The organism is Pseudomonas sp. AC169 (assembly GCF_979258515.1).
Genome location: NZ_OZ409866.1, coordinates 4809879 through 4827424, shown reverse-complemented (window position 1 = coordinate 4827424; position 17546 = coordinate 4809879). Strand labels below are relative to the sequence as shown.

Genomic DNA, 17546 nt, shown 5'->3' with positions numbered 1-17546 from the left:
GGGCACCTTCAGTTATTAGCCTTGGGCGACCAAGGCGTCGACAGGTTCAATAGTATCGTGTCGCACCACCGCGCCGAACTGCTGAACCATCTGCTGGATGAACGGATCGCCGTGAATCGACTCCTCCGCCTCGCGCTGACGGTTGGCACGGCGACGGGACGCGGCTTGGGCCGGGGTTTCCTGCTCGGGCTTGATCAGCTCGATGGTCAGGCTCAGCGTGCGACCGTGGAACTGGTTCAACGCGTCGTTGAGACGACGCTGCTGCGTGGCGTTGAACAGCGCGCTGTGCGCCGGATCAAGGTGCATCAGCCAATGGTCGCCATCGACGGCGATCAATGTACAGTTGGCGGCGATACTGCCGGTCATGCCGGAGATCGGCAGTTTCGGGAACAGCTCCAGCCATTGCAATGCCAGACCTGTGGCCGGCGCGGCAGCAGGCTCTGGCTCGGGTTCCGGGGCAGGCTCGGCGGCGTGTTCGCTGGCCAGTTCATCGAGGTAGCTGTAGGCCGAATCCATGTCCGGCTCGATGTAATCCTCGTCCAGCGGCGGCTCGTCGTCGAGGTCCATGCCCGGGGTGGCGGCATCGACGTCGGCGACCGACGGCTCGGGAATCGGTGCGGCGGCCCATTCTGGAGCCTCCGGAACGACGCTGTCCGGAGTCGGCAGCGGCATCGGCGGCAACTCGGGTTGCTCGGCGGTGGTTTCCAGTACAGGTTCGACGGCGGGTTGCTGCGCAGGCTCGGGTTCGGCCTCCGGCTCTACCGGGTCGTTCCACGGCAGGTCGACGGCTGCTTCGGCGGCGACCGGCGCGGGTTCAGGTTCTGGCTCAGCAACGGCAGCAACCGGTGCAGGCTCGGGAGCCGGCGCAGGCGCAGCCACTGGCGCTGGCGCAACCGCCGCAGCGACTACCGGCGCAGGTTTAGGCGCGGCAGCCACGGAGTTTGCGGAATCAACTGTGGCCTGGCTGATCCCCACTGGCTTTAGCGGTTGCCTCGGGGCGTCCGCCGTATCGGCCGGCCGGAAGGCCAGCATCCGCAGCAGAACCATTTCGAAACCACCGCGTGGATCCGGCGCCAGCGGCAAATCGCGGCGGCCGATCAGGCCCATCTGGTAATAGAACTGCACGTCTTCGGCCGGCAAGGCCTGCGCCAGTGCCAACACGCGATCGCGGTCGCCATGCCCGTTGTCGACACCTTCCGGTAACGCCTGAGCGATGGCCACGCGGTGCAGCACGTTGAGAATTTCCGAGAGCACGCCGTTCCAGTCCGGGCCCTGCTCGGCCAGGTGCCGCACGGCTTCGAGCAACGCCTTGGCGTCACCTTCGATCAACGAATGCAGGACGTCATAGACCTGACCATGATCCAGCGTGCCAAGCATCGCTCGCACGTCGGTGGCCAGAACCTTGCCTTCACCGAAGGCTATCGCCTGATCGGTCAGGCTCATGGCGTCGCGCATCGAACCGTCAGCGGCGCGACCGAGCAGCCACAGTGCATCGTCTTCGAACGGCACGTTTTCGGCGGTCAATACGTGGGTCAAATGCTCGACCACACGCTCCGGCGTCATGTTCTTCAGCGAGAACTGCAGGCAACGCGACAAAATCGTTGCCGGAAGTTTCTGCGGGTCAGTGGTCGCGAGGATGAACTTGACGTACGGCGGCGGCTCTTCGAGGGTTTTCAGCAGCGCATTGAAGGAATGGCTGGAGAGCATGTGCACTTCGTCGATCAGGTAGACCTTGAAGCGCCCACGGCTCGGCGCGTACTGCACGTTGTCGAGCAATTCGCGGGTGTCTTCGACCTTGGTACGGCTCGCGGCGTCGATCTCGATCAGGTCGACGAAGCGCCCCTCATCGATTTCACGGCACACCGAACACTCGCCGCACGGGCTGGAAGTGATACCTGTCTCACAGTTCAGGCATTTGGCAATGATCCGCGCAATCGTAGTTTTACCCACCCCGCGCGTACCAGTGAACAGGTACGCGTGGTGCAGCCGCTGGCTGTCCAAGGCATTGATCAGAGCTTTGAGCACATGGGTCTGGCCGACCATTTCGCGGAACGAGCGCGGACGCCATTTACGTGCAAGAACCTGATAACTCATCGAAAACCGTCGCAGCGAAGGAAGCAGAAGCGGCTAATGCTAGCGGAGCAGGGGCAAAATTGCATCCGGTGTCCTCGTCTAATATGGCTAAGCTGCATCAGCAGAGGCTTTTATCGGCTCGGGATGGGGAATTACCGGAGCGTTTATGCGGTGGGCCGTGGGGGCGTTGCTGGGAATCAGCCTGAACGTGACGGCAGCGGAAACCCCGTTGCGCTTTGCCATGCCCGACAGTTGGGCCATGCCCATGGTGCAATACGAACGCGGTCGCCCGACGCAGGGCATCCTCTACGACCTGATGCTCAGTCTGGCTACGCAGGTCGGCGTTCCGGCCGAGTTTCACGTCCTGCCTCGCGCCCGGGTGCAGACGACGATGGAACACGGCGAGATCGACGTGCGCTGCTATGCCGCACAGTCGTGGCTGCCGAATCAGTCCGGGGATTACATCTGGAGTCTGCCGTTGTTCTTTCAGCGCGATCTATTGATCAGCCGCAAGGACCAGCCCGCCAGCGCCGACCCCGCGCATTTGCCCCACCAATCCATCGGTACCGTCCTCGGCTACACCTACCCGACCCTGCAACCGCTTTTTGATGCTGATCGACTGCAACGCGAAGATGCGCGCAATCAGGAGCAGGTGCTGGAGAAGCTACTGGCCGGACGATATCGCTATGCGGTGAGCAATCAGTGGACGCTGGACTGGTTTAACCAGCGCCTGCCCGCCGAACAGCAACTGCAAGGCGTGTCGGTGCTGCAGGAACAGAATGTCGGTTGTTATGTGAGGAATGACCCGAAGGTGCCGGTGCAGCGCATTTTGCGCACGTTGCTGCGGATGAAAATGTCGGGGGAGATTGATCAGATTATCCGGCTCTACACCGGCTCCCCTGAAGCCACCCCATAACCCCTGCGGGAGCGAGCCTGTTCGCGAAAGCGGTCTCACAGTCAACTTATCTCTGGCAGGTCTGACGCCTTCGCGAGCAGGCTCGCTCCCACAGTTAACTCAAGGCGCTGGGCAAATCGCAGGCACAAAAAAACCGCAGTGGGCGAAACCCATGCAGTTCTGGTTGAAGCGTTCGATTGTTCGTTAAGGTGGTAACCCCACCAGCCACACCCCGGCACACAATGTTCCCGCTGTGGCTGCTGCCTTCCGGCTCTGACCAGGTTCACGGGTAATCGTTGCGGGGGGACCGATGGGGTCACCATAACGACGCTTGCCTGTCGGCGAGCCGCGCCATTGTACCTATCTGAGACGAAGTTACAACCGTTGGTTGCAGATTAAAAATATGAACGGGTTCAAGGACATAAAGATCGCAGCCGACAGCAGCCTTTACAGGGCCAACACCTCATCTGCCTTGCCCCCCGCCTGCTGGATCACCAGATGAATGAAGTGCAGCTTGGCAATCGCCGGCGCCGGCAGTACGAACGGGTAGAAATCCGGCTGACCCATGCTCCGTGACAACTCATTGAGCATCCCCGCCAGTTCGATCCACGCGTTGACGAACGACAGGAACGCCTCGCCACCGGGATGCTCCGGGTCGTACAGCGTGCTGGCGGGAAACGGCTGGTAGTCGAAATCCATTTCCCGTGCGCTCATGCCGAAACCCAGCGCGGTGTCCACGGCGTCCATCATATGCAGGTAGTGCGCCCAGGTTTCCGCCCAGTCTTCCCACGGATGCATGGTTGCGTAGGCGCTGACGTAGTGCTGCGGCCAGTCCAGCGGTGCGCCTTGTTGATAATGGCGATCCAGCGCCTCGGCGTAACTGGCGCGTTCGTCGCCGAACAGGCTGCGGAATGAGCCGAGCCATGGACCATCGGCGATCAGGCGATCCCAGTAATAGTGGCCAACCTCATGACGAAAATGCCCGAGCAACGTGCGATAGGGCTCGTGCATTGCCGCCCTCACCTGCTCGCGGTGGGCGTCGTCGGCTTCTTTGATGTCGAGAGTGATCAGGCCGTTGGCGTGGCCGGTCATCGGCGCATTGCCTTCAAGGTCGACGCCGATGAAATCGAAAGCCAGCCCGGTGTCTTCATCGACGGTTTTCGGGATGACTGGCAAGCCGAGAGTGATCAGTTGCGCAACGAGTCGACGCTTGGCGATTTCGACTTTGCGCCAGCGTTCGGGGTTGTCCGGGTCGGACAGGTCGGGGATGGTGCGATTGAGGCTGCAAGCGACGCACAGGCTGTCGTGATCGTTGGCCGGCAGCAGCCAGTTGCACGCGGCGGCTGTGTCGAGGTTGGCGCAGCGGCGGAACAATCCCGAGTCGGGATCTGCGTCGAGCGTCCAGGTGCCCTCGTACGGCCCCGGCTGCAGCGAAGTCAGACGACTTTCTTCCGGTTGATAACCGAGCAAGGCATTACAAGCCAGGCACTGGCTGTTGCGAAAGAACAACGACTGGCCGCAGCGGCACGGCCAGACTTTGCTGTTGCGTGAGGATTCGCCCATGAACGGCGCGATGATGCGGGAACTGAGCTGCTCGAAAAAGCGGTGCATGGCGATCTCTCCCTGGGGCTTGCCAAGACTAGATCATTCTTGCGGGTTGATCGTTCCAACGCTCTGCGTGGGAATGCATCCAGTGACGCTCTGCGTCACAGCGGACGCGGAGCGTCCGGGGCGGCATTCCCACGCGGGAGCGTGGGAACGATCAGACGTTCAGGCCGTGGGTTTTCAGGAACGCGATGAACGCTTCTTCGTCCATCACCTTCACGCCCAGTTCATTGGCCTTGGTCAGTTTGGAACCGGCGCCGGGGCCTGCGACCACGCAATGGGTCTTCGCCGACACGGAGCCGGCAACCTTGGCGCCAAGGCTCTCCAGGTGTTCCTTGGCGACGTCACGGCTCATCAACTCGACCTTGCCGGTCAGCACCCAAGTCTCGCCAGACAGCGGCAAGCCTTCAACAACCTTCTTCTCGCTCTGCCAGTGCATGCCGAAATCACGCAGTTGCTTTTCGGATGCCTCAGCCAGTTGCCGGTTCTCAGGCAGCGCAAAAAATTCGCGAACCGAATTCGCCTGCTTCTCCGGCAACGCCTGACGCATGTCCAGCCAGTCGGCATTCATCACTGCTTCCAGCGAACCGAACTTATCCGCCAGTTTCTGTGCGCCACCGGGGCCGACCGAAGGAATGTGCAGCTTGTCGAGGAAGCCACCCAGCGTGGTGCTGGCAGCAAACTCGGCGCCCAGCTCACCCTGATCCTGAATCTGCAAACCATGGCCGAGCAATTCGGTAATCACCTGCTGGTTATGCGCATCTTCAAAGAAGCTGTGAATCTCGTGCGCCACTTCCAGCCCCACGTCCGGCAGGTAGGTCAGCACTTGCGGCAGCGCCTGCTGTACGCGCTCCAGCGAACCCAGCGAGCGCGCCAGCACCTTGGCGGTCTCTTCGCCGACATCAGGAATGCCCAGCGCATAGATGAAGCGCGCCAGCCCCGGTTTTTTGCTGTCTTCGATGGCCGCGAGCAGCTTGTTGCTCGACACCTCGGCAAAGCCTTCCAGATCGACAATGTCATCGAACTTCAGCGCATACAGATCCGCTGGCGAACTGACCAGTCCTTCGTCGACCAATTGCTCGACGCTCTTGTCACCCAGGCCTTCGATGTCCATCGCCCGGCGCGAAACGAAGTGAATGATCGCCTGCTTCAATTGCGCGCCACACGCCAGACGGCCGACGCAGCGATACACGGCGCCTTCGCTGACGGTTTCCTTGCCCTTGCTGCGTTTGATCAGTTGCGTGCGCTCGACGTGCGATCCGCAGACCGGGCAGCTCTCGGGGATTTGCACCGCGCGTGCATTTTCCGGACGGCGATCCATGACCACTTGCACCACTTGCGGAATCACATCACCGGCACGGCGGATGATCACTGTGTCGCCGATCATCAGACCCAGACGCGCGACTTCGTCCATGTTATGCAGCGTGGCATTGGCCACGGTGACGCCAGCAACCTTGACCGGTTTCAGCCGTGCGACCGGGGTAACAGCGCCGGTACGACCGACTTGAAACTCCACGTCGAGCAACTCGGTGAGCTCTTCCATCGCCGGGAATTTATGCGCGATCGCCCAACGCGGCTCACGGGCGCGGAAGCCCAGTTCGCGCTGATCGGCAATGCTGTTGACCTTGAACACCACGCCGTCGATTTCATACGTCAGCGAGTTACGGCGCGCGCCGATATCGCGGTAGTAATCCAGGCATTCGCCGATACCCTTGGCCAGTTTCAGTTCGTGGCTGATCGGCATACCCCACTTCTGCAACTGCTTGAGGTTACCGATGTGAGTGTCGGAAATATCGTGGGAGACCTGACCGATGCCGTAGCAGCAGAATTCCAGCGGACGGTTGGCGGTGATCTTCGAATCGAGCTGACGCAAGCTGCCGGCGGCGGCGTTGCGCGGGTTGGCGAAGGTCTTGCCGCCGACCTCCAGTTGCGAGGCGTTGAGACGCTCGAAGCCGGCCTTGGACATGAACACTTCACCGCGCACTTCCAAGGTCGCCGGCCAGCCTTCGCCGTGCAGTTTCAGGGGAATGTTGCGCACGGTGCGCACGTTGACGCTGATGTCTTCGCCGGTGGTGCCGTCGCCGCGCGTGGCGCCGCGCACCAATACGCCGTCCTGATACAGCAGACTGACCGCCAGGCCATCGAGCTTCGGCTCGCAGCTGTATTCCACCGCCGCACTGCCGCCGAACAGATCGCCGACCGGCAGATCCAGACCTTCGGTGACGCGGCGATCGAACTCGCGCATGTCGCTTTCTTCGAAGGCGTTACCGAGGCTGAGCATCGGCACTTCGTGACGCACCTGCGTGAACGCGGTCAGCGCCACGCTGCCGACGCGCTGGGTCGGCGAATCGCTGGTGATCAGTTCCGGGTTGGCCGCTTCCAGCGCCTTGAGCTCGTGGAACAACCGGTCGTACTCGGCGTCCGGAATGCTCGGCTCGTCGAGGACGTGATAACGGTAGTTGTGTTGATCGAGTTCAGCACGTAGCTCGAGAATTCGGTTTTTGGCGGCGGTCATGGGTGTTCTCTCATAAAGCAAAAGAGCAGCCGAGGCTGCTCAATCTATATTGCCGACTGCCTCTTGTGCCGAGGCAATCTTTTCAATCAACGCTTCTGGGTCAGGGCGCGGCGTTCGAATTCAACGATGCGCTGACGGTAGTGTTCGATGGTCTGCGCGGTCAAAACGCTGCGCTGGTCATCTTTCAGTTCGCCGTTCAGTTCCTGCGACAGCTTGCGGGCGGCCGCCACCATCACGTCGAAGGCTTGCTTCGGATGACGCGGGCCTGGCAGGCCAAGGAAGAAGCTCACCGCCGGGGTGCTGAAATGGTCGATGTCGTCCAGATCAAAGATGCCCGGCTTGACCGCATTGGCCATGGAGAACAGCACTTCACCGTTGCCGGCCATGCTTTCGTGACGATGGAAGATATCCATCTCGCCGAAACGCAGACCGCTTTCCAGAATGTTCTGCAACAGCGCCGGGCCTTTGAAGCCGGCAGCGTCGCGGCAGATCACGCTGATCACCAGCACTTCTTCAGCTTGCGGCTGGTCTTTGTCGACCACCGCTGGCGCAGGCTTGGTGTCTTCGGCGAAATCGTCATCACGGCTGCTGAAGCTCGGGCCGCCGTCCAGATCCAGGTCGAGGTTCAGGTCGCCCTGCGCCGGACCATTGCTGCCACGCTTGCCACGTTTCGAGCCGGATTCGCGAGGCTCGCGTGCTTCGCGGGCCGGCATGCTCACCGACGGCAGATCGTGTTCGTCCAGTTGCGGTTCTTTATGGGTGTCCAGCACGCGAGCCGGGCCCAACAGCTCCGCGCTGGTGTCCTCGTCCGGCAGGTTGGACAGACTTCGGTCAAGACGGAATTTCAGTTTTCCCTTGCCGCCGCGCATACGGCGCCAGCCATCGAAAAGAATACCGGCTATCACAATGATGCCGATGACGATCAGCCACTCGCGCAGACCGATTTCCATGTAATCCCGTGCCTCTATAAAAAATGCTGAAAAATAAGGGGTTTACATTGTGCAAACCGCTTTAAAACGTGGCGCCAACTCTATGTTCTGACAGGCGTTTTGCCCACGTATACGAAAAATTGACATTAAACTAGCACGACCAAAGACAACTTTACACCGTCTGTCGAAATCGCTGCGCAAATTGTGGGCTCGCTTCGCTCAGGCTTCGAGCCGTAAGCTCTAGCTTGTAGCTCAAAGCTTGTCGCTCAAAGCTGCGCCGCTAGGCGTCCACCATCGCCATCGCCTCCTCTACATCCACGGCTACCAGTCGCGAACAACCCGGTTCATGCATCGTCACACCCATCAACTGCTCGGCCATTTCCATGGCGATCTTGTTGTGGGTGATATAGATGAACTGCACGGTCTGCGACATCTCTTTGACCAAGCGTGCGTAGCGTCCAACGTTAGCGTCATCCAGTGGCGCGTCAACCTCATCGAGCATGCAGAACGGCGCCGGGTTCAACTTGAAGATGGCAAAAACCAGTGCCAGCGCGGTCAGGGCTTTTTCCCCACCGGAGAGCAAATGGATGGTGCTGTTCTTCTTCCCTGGCGGCTGCGCCATGATCGTTACCCCTGTATCGAGTAGATCTTCGCCCGTCAGTTCCAAATACGCCCGTCCACCACCGAAAACTTTTGGAAAAAGTGCCTGTAAACCGCCATTGATCTGATCAAAGGTATCTTTGAAGCGGTTACGGGTTTCCTTGTCGATCTTGCGAATGACGTTTTCCAGGGTCTCCAGCGCTTCGACCAGATCGGCATCCTGCGCATCCAGATAACGCTTGCGCTCGGACTGTTGCGTGTATTCATCGATGGCCGCGAGGTTGATCGCACCCAGGCGCTGAATCCGCGCATTGATGCGTTCGAGTTCTTCTTCGGCTTCGCGTTCACTGGCTTGCGCGGTTAATGTCGCAAGCACGCCGTTGAGATCGTAGCCGTCTTCGAGCAATTGATCCTGCAAGGCCTTGCGGCGCACGGTCAGGGCTTGCCATTCCATGCGCTGCTGTTCGAGTTGGCCGCGAATCAACTGCGATTGCTGCTCGGCCTGCGTCCGGCGTTTTTCCGCGTCGCGCAATTCCCGATCGGCATCTTCCAGAGCGATCTGCGCAGTCTTGAGTTCTTCGTCGACGGTCATGCGCTTGTCGAGCAACTCTTCGAGTTTCAGGCGCAGCTCTTCCAGCGGTGCCTCGCCCTCCTCCAGATTCAGGCTCAACTGTTCGCGTTTTTCCGTCAGGCGCTCGGCCTGCATTTCCAGACGCTCCAGGGCCTGACGCGTGGAGTCGTGCTGCGCGCGCAACGAGCCAAGGCGCACGGCCAATTGATGGGCGTGATCCTTGTGCTGCCGCGCCTCCTGGCGCACGCGGTCGAGGCGTTCGCGCAGACTGTCGCGCTGAGCCAACAGCAATTCGCGTTGCTCGGTGTCCAGCGCCATGGCATCCAGCGCGTCCTGCAATTGCATGCGCGCTTCGCCGATCTGTTCGTGCTCGAGTTCGCGTTGTTCGCCGAGTTCGACCAGCTCTTCATCGAGACGCGTGCGACGCAGAGTCAGCTGTTCGGCCTTGGCTTTGCCAGCGGACAACTGCGCTTTCAATTCGCCTTGCTGGCGCGCTTCGTCTTGCAGCAAGCGGCGCAAATGTTCGCGGCCGTTTTCCTGTTGGCGCTGTTGCGCGCGCAAGGTTTGCAAACGGGTTTCCATGGCCTCGACCGTGGCTTCTTTCTCTTCGCGCTCAAGGTGCAGCGCTTCGATTTCCTGACCACGGGCGAGCATGCCGCTTTCCGCTTCACTGGCCCGGCGCACACGTAAAAAGTGCCGACCGACCCAGTAACCGTCGCGACTGATCAGACTCTCACCGGCGCTCAACTGCCCGCGCAAGGCCAAGGCCTGCTCAAGGCTGTCGACCGGTTTGACCTGGCCGAGCCATGGCGACAGATCGATCTGCGCATCGACCTTGTCGAGCAAACTGCCGGCGACGCGCACGCCATCGCTGGCCGGGCTGAGCAGGCGCAAATCGCCCTGAGTAAAACCGGACAAATCAAAGCCGCTGAAATCGTCGACCAGCACCGCTTGCAGATCAGCGCCGAGCACGGTTTCCACCGCCAATTCCCAACCGGCCTCGACCTTCAGGCCTTCGGCCAGACGCGGACGCTCGGCGAGGTTGTGTTCCTTCAGCCATTCGGCGGTGCCGGTGCCCGGATCCAGCGCGGCTTGCTGCAGAGCTTCAAGGGAAGCCAGACGACCGTTGAGACGCTGCAAATCACCCTGTGCCTGTTGCTGTGCGGTCAGCGCTTGCTGCAATTCCTGGCGCAGTTGTTCAAGTTTTTCGACCTGCGCTTCTTCGCTGGTCTGCAAATCTTCGAGGGTCGCTTCGGACTCGGCGAGCTGCTCGTTGAGCTGCATGATCGCCGCGTCTTCCGGATCAGCCGAGAGCAACGCGCGCTCTTCGCCAAGACGCTTTTGCCGATCAGCGAGACGCTCCATGCTGGTTTCCAGCTGCTGGATGCGCGACTGCTGCACTTCGGCCTGACGGCGCGGTTCGGCGGCGGTCAGGTTGAAGGCGTCCCACTGCTCCTGCCAGCCGTGCATGACCGATTCTGAATCTTCCAGCGCAGCGGCGGCTTCTTCGGCGGCGGCGCTGGTGACTTCCTGCTCGGGGGTGAGCATGTCCAGCTCTTCGCCGAGGGTCAGCAGCAAGGTGCGGTCGTGACCCAGGTGCGATTCGGTTTCCAGACGGGCGCGTTCGGCTTCTTTCAGATCGTCCTGCAACTGCCGCAACCGTTGCTGGCCGTGCTGAATGCTCTGCTCGACCCGGGCGATGTCGCCGCCGACCGAATAGAAGCGCCCCTGCACCAGATTGAAGCGCTCGGACAGGTCATGGTGACCGTCGCGCAGGCGCTCGATGGCCGCGTCGGCATTACGTTGCTCGGCGACCAAGGCCTCGAAACTGATTTCCTGGGTGCCAATGATCGACTCGCGCTGGCCGACCTGATCATTCAGATCCTGCCAGCGCAGGGCCGACAGTTGCGCCTTGAGCTGACGCTCCTCGGCTTTGAATTCCTGATATTTCTTCGCCGCTTCGGCTTGGCGGTGCAGGCGTTCGAGTTGCCGTTCCAGCTCATCGCGCAGGTCAGTCAGACGCGCGAGGTTTTCATGAGTACGGCGGATACGGTTTTCGGTCTCGCGGCGGCGCTCTTTATATTTCGAGATGCCGGCCGCTTCTTCGATGAAGTTACGCAGGTCTTCGGGTTTGGATTCGATCAGCTTGGAGATCATCCCCTGCTCGATGATCGAATAGCTGCGCGGGCCGAGGCCGGTGCCGAGGAAAATATCGGTGATGTCGCGACGACGGCATTTGGTGCCGTTGAGGTAATAGGTGGTCTGGCTGTCGCGGGTGACTTTACGGCGAATCGAGATTTCCGCGTAGGCCGCGTATTCACCGAGCAAGGTGCCGTCGGAGTTGTCGAAGACCAGCTCGATGCTGGCCTGACTCACCGGTTTACGGCTGGTCGAGCCGTTGAAGATGACATCGGTCATCGACTCGCCACGGAGGTTCTTCGCCGAACTTTCGCCCATCACCCAGCGGACGGCGTCGATGATGTTCGACTTGCCGCAACCGTTCGGCCCGACGACCGCCGCCATGTTACTGGGGAAGTTCACCGTGGTCGGGTCGACGAAGGATTTGAATCCCGCCAGTTTGATGCACTTGAGCCGCACGCTTAGGCAACCGTCAGCGCGGAAACTACCAGATCGCAGCTGCGCTGGGCATAAGCCGTCAGCACGATGCGGATCTGCGGCAAATCACGGGCGAGCACAGCGGCCAGCAGGCGTTCGAACAGTTCGAGGAACTCGCTCATTGAGGCCTTGCGCTGTTCGAGGGCGAGGAAGTAGGCACGGCTCATCGCCGGTTGCAGGTTCTCGACAGTCTCCTGCAGGTACGGGTTGTTGGCGAACGGATAGGCGGCGCGCATCACGCTGAAGCTGTCGTCGACGAAGCTGCGGATGTCCTGACGCTCGAAACTCGCGGTCAGGCGCTGCTGGATCTGCACGAACGGCGCCATGTCCGACTGCACTTGCCAGCCATTGGCCACTGAATTGCCGAGCAGGATGTACAGCTCGCTCATCAGCGTGCACAGGCTCTGCACTTTGTGCGGCGTCAGCTCGGTGACGTGCGCGCCACGACGCGGCAGGATCGCGATCAGGTGGCGGCGCTCAAGGATCAGCAAGGCTTCGCGGACCGAACCGCGGCTGACGTTCAGCGCCAGCGTGACCTTCTGTTCCTGGATGCGCTCTCCTGGCTTCATTTCGCCGCGAATGATGCGTTCGGCGAGGTGGTGAGCGATTTGCTCGGCGAGGCTGTCCGGCGCCTTGAACGTCATGGTTGTCCTTCAAACTCTATCGATCTGCACAAGCGGCGCAGTGTAGCGCAAATGCACGGTCATGGCGGAGTGCCCACTCAGCGGTTTTTGGCACGATTCCCGCAAAAAAGCGAGGTGACCGATGAGGGTCAATACTGAATAGACACGTTGTTGATCGACGAAATGCTTTTTCCTGACCTTTAAGTCAGAAAACCATTGACCGAAAAGTCAGACCTGCTAAATTCGGCTCAAGTCGGTTAACAACAATAATGAGTCTGCGAGGCCTTCCGTGATCCAGTTTTTACTTAACCAGGAACTCCGTAGCGAGCACGCCCTGGACCCGAATCTGACTGTGCTCAATTACCTGCGTGAACACGTCGGTAAATCCGGCACCAAAGAAGGTTGCGCCAGCGGTGACTGCGGCGCCTGCACCGTGGTGGTCGGCGAGTTGCAGACGGATGACGCTGGCCGCGAACACATTCGCTATCGCAGCCTCAACTCGTGCCTGACCTTTGTTTCCTCGCTGCACGGCAAGCAATTGATCAGCGTCGAAGACCTCAAACATCAAGGCGAACTGCACAGCGTGCAGAAAGCCATGGTCGAGTGCCACGGCTCGCAGTGCGGTTTCTGCACCCCCGGTTTCGTCATGTCGCTGTTCGCCCTGCAAAAGAACAGCGATGCACCGGATCATGCCAAGGCTCACGAAGCACTGGCCGGCAATCTCTGCCGCTGCACCGGCTACCGCCCTATTCTGGCCGCCGCCGAGCAATCCTGCTGCGGCAAGCAACCGGATCAGTTCGACGCTCGCGAAGCGGACACCATCGCCCGCCTGAAAGCCATCGCCCCGACCGATATCGGCGAACTGAACAGCGGCGACAAGCGCTGTCTGGTGCCGCTGACCGTCGCCGATCTGGCCGACCTTTATGACGCTTATCCACAAGCGCGTCTGCTGGCTGGCGGTACCGATCTGGCGCTGGAAGTCACCCAGTTCCACCGCACCCTGCCGGTGATGATCTACGTCGGCAACGTCGCGGAAATGAAGCGCATCGAAACCTTCGATGACCGCATCGAAATCGGCGCCGCCACCGCCCTCTCCGACTGCTATGAAGCGTTGAACGCCGAGTACCCGGACTTCGGCGAACTGCTGCACCGCTTCGCCTCGCTGCAAATCCGCAACCAGGGCACCCTCGGCGGCAACATCGGCAACGCCTCGCCGATCGGTGACTCGCCACCGCTGCTGATCGCTCTCGGCGCGCAGGTGGTGCTGTGCAAAGGCGAAACTCGCCGCACCCTGAACCTCGACGATTACTTCATCGACTACAAAGTCACGGCCCGTCAGGAAAGTGAATTCATCGAGAAGATCATCGTGCCGCGCGCCAGCGCCGAGCAGTTGTTCCGCGCCTACAAAGTCTCCAAGCGTCTGGACGATGACATCTCCGCCGTCTGCGCCGCGTTTAACCTGCGCGTCGAAAACGGTGTGATCACCGATGCGCGCATGGCGTTTGGCGGCATGGCCGCGATCCCGAAACGCGCGGCCCATTGTGAAGCCGCACTGATCGGTTCGCCGTTCAACAACACCGTGGTCGAACGCGCCTGCGCCGCACTGGCGGAAGATTTCACCCCGCTCTCGGACTTCCGCGCCAGCAAGGAATATCGCCTGCTGAGCGCGCAGAACCTGCTGCGCAAATACTTCATCGAACTGCAAACACCGCACATCGAGACTCGGGTGACCGCTTATGTCTAACCATCACGGCGTAGAAAAAACCCAGGCTGAACTGGCTGAACTGTTCGCCAAGGATCTGACTTCCGGTGTCGGCCGCAGCGTCAAGCACGACAGCGCCGCCAAGCACGTGTCCGGTGAAGCGCAGTACATCGATGATCGCCTGGAATTCCCCAACCAGTTGCACTTGTATGCACGCATGTCGGACCGCGCCCACGCGAAAATCATCAGCATCGACACCTCGCCGTGCTACGCCTTCGAAGGCGTGCGCATCGCCATCACCCACGAAGACGTGCCGGGCCTGAAAGACATCGGCCCGTTGATGCCGGGCGACCCGTTGCTCGCCATCGATGACGTGCAGTTCGTCGGCCAACCAGTACTCGCCGTGGCCGCGAAAGATCTGGAAACCGCACGCAAAGCGGCGATGGCCGCGATCATCGAATACGAAGATCTCGAACCTGTGCTCGACGTGGTTGAAGCCCTGCGCAAACGCCACTTTGTGCTCGACAGTCACACCCACCAACGCGGCGATTCCGCCTCTGCGCTGGCCACGGCTGAACACCGAATCCAAGGCACGCTGCACATTGGCGGCCAGGAACACTTTTACCTGGAGACGCAGATCTCCTCGGTGATGCCGACTGAAGACGGCGGCATGATCGTCTACTGCTCGACGCAAAACCCGACCGAAGTGCAGAAACTGGTCGCCGAAGTGCTCGACGTGTCGATGAACAAAATCGTCGTCGACATGCGTCGCATGGGCGGTGGTTTCGGTGGCAAGGAAACTCAGGCAGCGAGCCCGGCGTGCCTGTGCGCGGTGGTTGCGCACCTCACCGGCCAGCCAACGAAGATGCGCCTGCCGCGCGTCGAAGACATGCTGATGACCGGCAAGCGTCACCCGTTCTACGTCGAATACGACGTCGGCTTCGACAGCACCGGACGCCTGCACGGGATCAACATGGACCTGGCCGGCAACTGCGGTTGCTCGCCGGACTTGTCCGCGTCGATCGTTGACCGGGCGATGTTCCACTCCGACAACTCGTATTACCTCGGCGATGCGACCATCAATGGTCACCGCTGCAAGACCAACACCGCGTCGAACACCGCTTACCGTGGTTTCGGTGGCCCGCAAGGCATGGTCGCGATCGAAGAAGTGATGGACGCGATAGCCCGTCACCTGCACCTCGATCCGCTGGCTGTGCGCAAGGCCAACTACTACGGCAAGACCGAACGCAACGTTACCCATTACTACCAGACTGTCGAGCACAACATGCTCGAGGAAATGACCGCCGAACTGGAAGAAAGCAGCCAGTATCACGAGCGTCGCGAAGCGATCCGTCGCTACAACGCCAACAGCCCGATCCTGAAAAAAGGCCTGGCGCTGACCCCGGTGAAATTCGGCATTTCCTTCACCGCCAGCTTCTTGAACCAGGCCGGCGCGCTGATCCACATCTACACCGACGGCAGCATCCACCTGAACCACGGCGGCACCGAAATGGGTCAGGGTTTGAACACCAAAGTCGCGCAGGTCGTGGCTGAGGTCTTCCAGGTTGAAATGGATCGCGTGCAGATCACCGCGACCAACACCGACAAGGTGCCAAACACCTCGCCGACCGCGGCCTCCAGCGGTGCTGACTTGAACGGTAAAGCGGCGCAGAACGCGGCGGAAATCATCAAGAAACGCCTGATCGAATTCGCTGCGCGTCACTTCAAAGTCACTGAGGAAGACGTTGAATTCCACAACGGCCACGTGCGGGTTCGCGACCACATCCTGACCTTTGAAGCGCTGATCCAGCAGGCGTATTTCAATCAGGTCTCGCTGTCGAGCACCGGCTTCTACAAGACTCCGAAAATCTACTACGACCGCAGCCAGGCCCGTGGTCGTCCGTTCTACTACTTCGCCTTCGGCGCGGCGTGCTGCGAAGTGATCGTCGACACCCTGACCGGCGAGTACAAGATGCTGCGCACTGACATTCTTCACGACGTCGGCGCCTCGCTGAACCCGTCCATCGACATCGGTCAGGTCGAGGGTGGTTTCATCCAGGGCATGGGCTGGCTGACCATGGAAGAGCTGGTCTGGAACAACAAAGGCAAGCTGATGACCAACGGCCCGGCCAGCTACAAGATCCCGGCCGTGGCGGACATGCCGCTGGATCTGCGGGTGAAACTGGTGGAAAACCGCAAGAACCCGGAAGACACCGTGTTCCATTCGAAGGCTGTCGGTGAACCGCCGTTCATGCTTGGGATTGCTTCGTGGTGCGCGATCAAGGATGCGGTGGCGAGCCTCGGTGATTACAAGCATCAGCCGCAGATCGATGCGCCGGCGACCCCGGAGCGGGTGTTGTGGGGGTGCGAGCAGATGCGGCAGTTGAAGGCGGTGAAAGCTGTCGAAGCTGAAACTGCGGTCGTTTGATGATCGTTCCCACGCTCTGCGTGGGAATGCAGCCCGCGACGCTCTGCGTCGCATCCTGAACAGCGGACGCGGAGCGTCCAGTGATGCATTCCCACGCAGAGCGTGGGAACGATCTGAGAGGTGTGTATGTACAACTGGATCGACGCCCTCGCCGACCTGCAAAACCAGGGCGAAGCCTGTGTGCTGGTAACGATCATCGAAGAACTCGGCTCGACGCCACGCAACGCCGGTTCGAAAATGGTCATCAGCGCTAACCAGAGTTTCGACACCATCGGTGGCGGGCATCTGGAATACAAAGCCATGCAGATCGCCCGCGAGATGCTCGCCAGCGGCAAGCAGGACACCCATCTGGAGCGCTTCAGCCTCGGCGCCAGCCTGGGCCAGTGCTGCGGCGGCGCCACCGTGTTGCTGTTCGAACCGATGGGCCAGGTGCAGGCGCAAATCGCCGTGTTCGGCGCCGGTCACGTCGGTCGCGCTTTGGTGCCATTGCTCGCCAGCCTGCCCTGCCGGGTGCGCTGGATCGATTCGCGCGAGGCCGAATTCCCCGAACAGATCCCCCATGGCGTGCGTAAAATCGTCGCCGAAGAGCCTGTGGATGAAATCGATGACTTGCCCGCTGGCAGTTATTGCATCGTCATGACCCACAACCATCAGCTCGACCTTGAACTCACTGCCGCGATTCTCAAGCGCAACGACTTCGCCTACTTCGGCCTGATTGGTTCAAAGACCAAACGCGCCAGGTTCGAACACCGCTTGCGTGATCGCGGCTTCGACAGCGGCGTCGTGCAACGCATGCGCTGCCCGATGGGCATAGGCGAAGTCAAAGGCAAACTGCCTGTGGAAATCGCCATCTCCATCGCTGGCGAAATCATCGCCACCTACAACGCCAACTTCGGCCAGCAGACTGCCAGCGCCGAACCGATTGCCAAACTGCTGCCGGTTTCGCGGCGCAGTCAGGCGACCAAACTCAAAGCCTCAAACTGATTAGA

At 60.6% G+C, this 17546-nt stretch carries 10 protein-coding genes and 1 other RNA gene; 4 read left to right on the top strand and 7 right to left on the bottom strand.

Annotated features, from left to right (window positions below; genetic code table 11):
• Positions 1–15 precede the first annotated feature (15 nt).
• Positions 16–2094 (bottom strand): DNA polymerase III subunit gamma/tau, encoded by a 2079-nt coding sequence (gene dnaX / locus ACZZ0G_RS21630; RefSeq protein ID WP_463557456.1) that lies wholly within the window; start codon positions 2092–2094, stop codon positions 16–18.
• Positions 2095–2239: 145 nt separating this feature from the next.
• Here dnaX and ACZZ0G_RS21625 point away from each other — a divergent pair, with 145 nt between their 5' ends.
• On the top strand, positions 2240–2989 hold the full coding sequence (locus ACZZ0G_RS21625) for a substrate-binding periplasmic protein (protein ID WP_463557455.1): 750 nt from the start codon (positions 2240–2242) through the stop codon (positions 2987–2989).
• A 195-nt stretch (positions 2990–3184) separates the two neighbouring features.
• On the opposite strand, the gene ffs is transcribed toward ACZZ0G_RS21625, so the two are convergent.
• The 6 genes from ffs to ACZZ0G_RS21595 all read right to left on the bottom strand — a co-directional run bounded on the left by ffs (position 3185) and on the right by ACZZ0G_RS21595 (position 12448).
• An RNA gene (gene ffs, locus ACZZ0G_RS21620) (signal recognition particle sRNA small type) lies at positions 3185–3281 on the bottom strand.
• A gap of 134 nt (positions 3282–3415) precedes the next feature.
• Complete coding sequence (locus ACZZ0G_RS21615; RefSeq protein ID WP_463557454.1) at positions 3416–4579, bottom strand: zinc-binding metallopeptidase family protein; 1164 nt, start codon at positions 4577–4579, stop codon at positions 3416–3418.
• 151 nt (positions 4580–4730) lie between these two features.
• Entirely contained in the window at positions 4731–7088 is a 2358-nt protein-coding gene (gene ligA / locus ACZZ0G_RS21610) for an NAD-dependent DNA ligase LigA (RefSeq protein ID WP_463557453.1), read from the bottom strand.
• Positions 7089–7174: 86 nt separating this feature from the next.
• Positions 7175–8038: a cell division protein ZipA gene (gene zipA, locus ACZZ0G_RS21605; RefSeq protein ID WP_463557452.1), complete on the bottom strand. Its 864-nt coding sequence runs from the start codon at positions 8036–8038 to the stop codon at positions 7175–7177.
• A 259-nt stretch (positions 8039–8297) separates the two neighbouring features.
• Complete coding sequence (gene smc, locus ACZZ0G_RS21600) at positions 8298–11786, bottom strand: chromosome segregation protein SMC (protein WP_463557451.1); 3489 nt, start codon at positions 11784–11786, stop codon at positions 8298–8300.
• 2 nt (positions 11787–11788) lie between these two features.
• A complete protein-coding gene (locus ACZZ0G_RS21595; protein WP_008082296.1) occupies positions 11789–12448 on the bottom strand; it encodes a GntR family transcriptional regulator in 660 nt (219 codons plus the stop codon).
• 268 nt (positions 12449–12716) lie between these two features.
• Here ACZZ0G_RS21595 and xdhA point away from each other — a divergent pair, with 268 nt between their 5' ends.
• The 3 genes from xdhA to xdhC all read left to right on the top strand — a co-directional run bounded on the left by xdhA (position 12717) and on the right by xdhC (position 17541).
• A complete protein-coding gene (xdhA, locus tag ACZZ0G_RS21590) occupies positions 12717–14171 on the top strand; it encodes a xanthine dehydrogenase small subunit (protein WP_463557450.1) in 1455 nt (484 codons plus the stop codon).
• Complete coding sequence (xdhB, locus tag ACZZ0G_RS21585) at positions 14164–16557, top strand: xanthine dehydrogenase molybdopterin binding subunit (protein WP_463557449.1); 2394 nt, start codon at positions 14164–14166, stop codon at positions 16555–16557. The genes xdhA and xdhB overlap by 8 nt, the downstream gene beginning before the upstream one ends.
• 126 nt (positions 16558–16683) lie before the next feature.
• Positions 16684–17541, top strand: coding sequence for a xanthine dehydrogenase accessory protein XdhC (gene xdhC / locus ACZZ0G_RS21580; RefSeq protein WP_463557448.1), 858 nt, complete (start codon positions 16684–16686; stop codon positions 17539–17541).
• Positions 17542–17546: the final 5 nt, after the last annotated feature.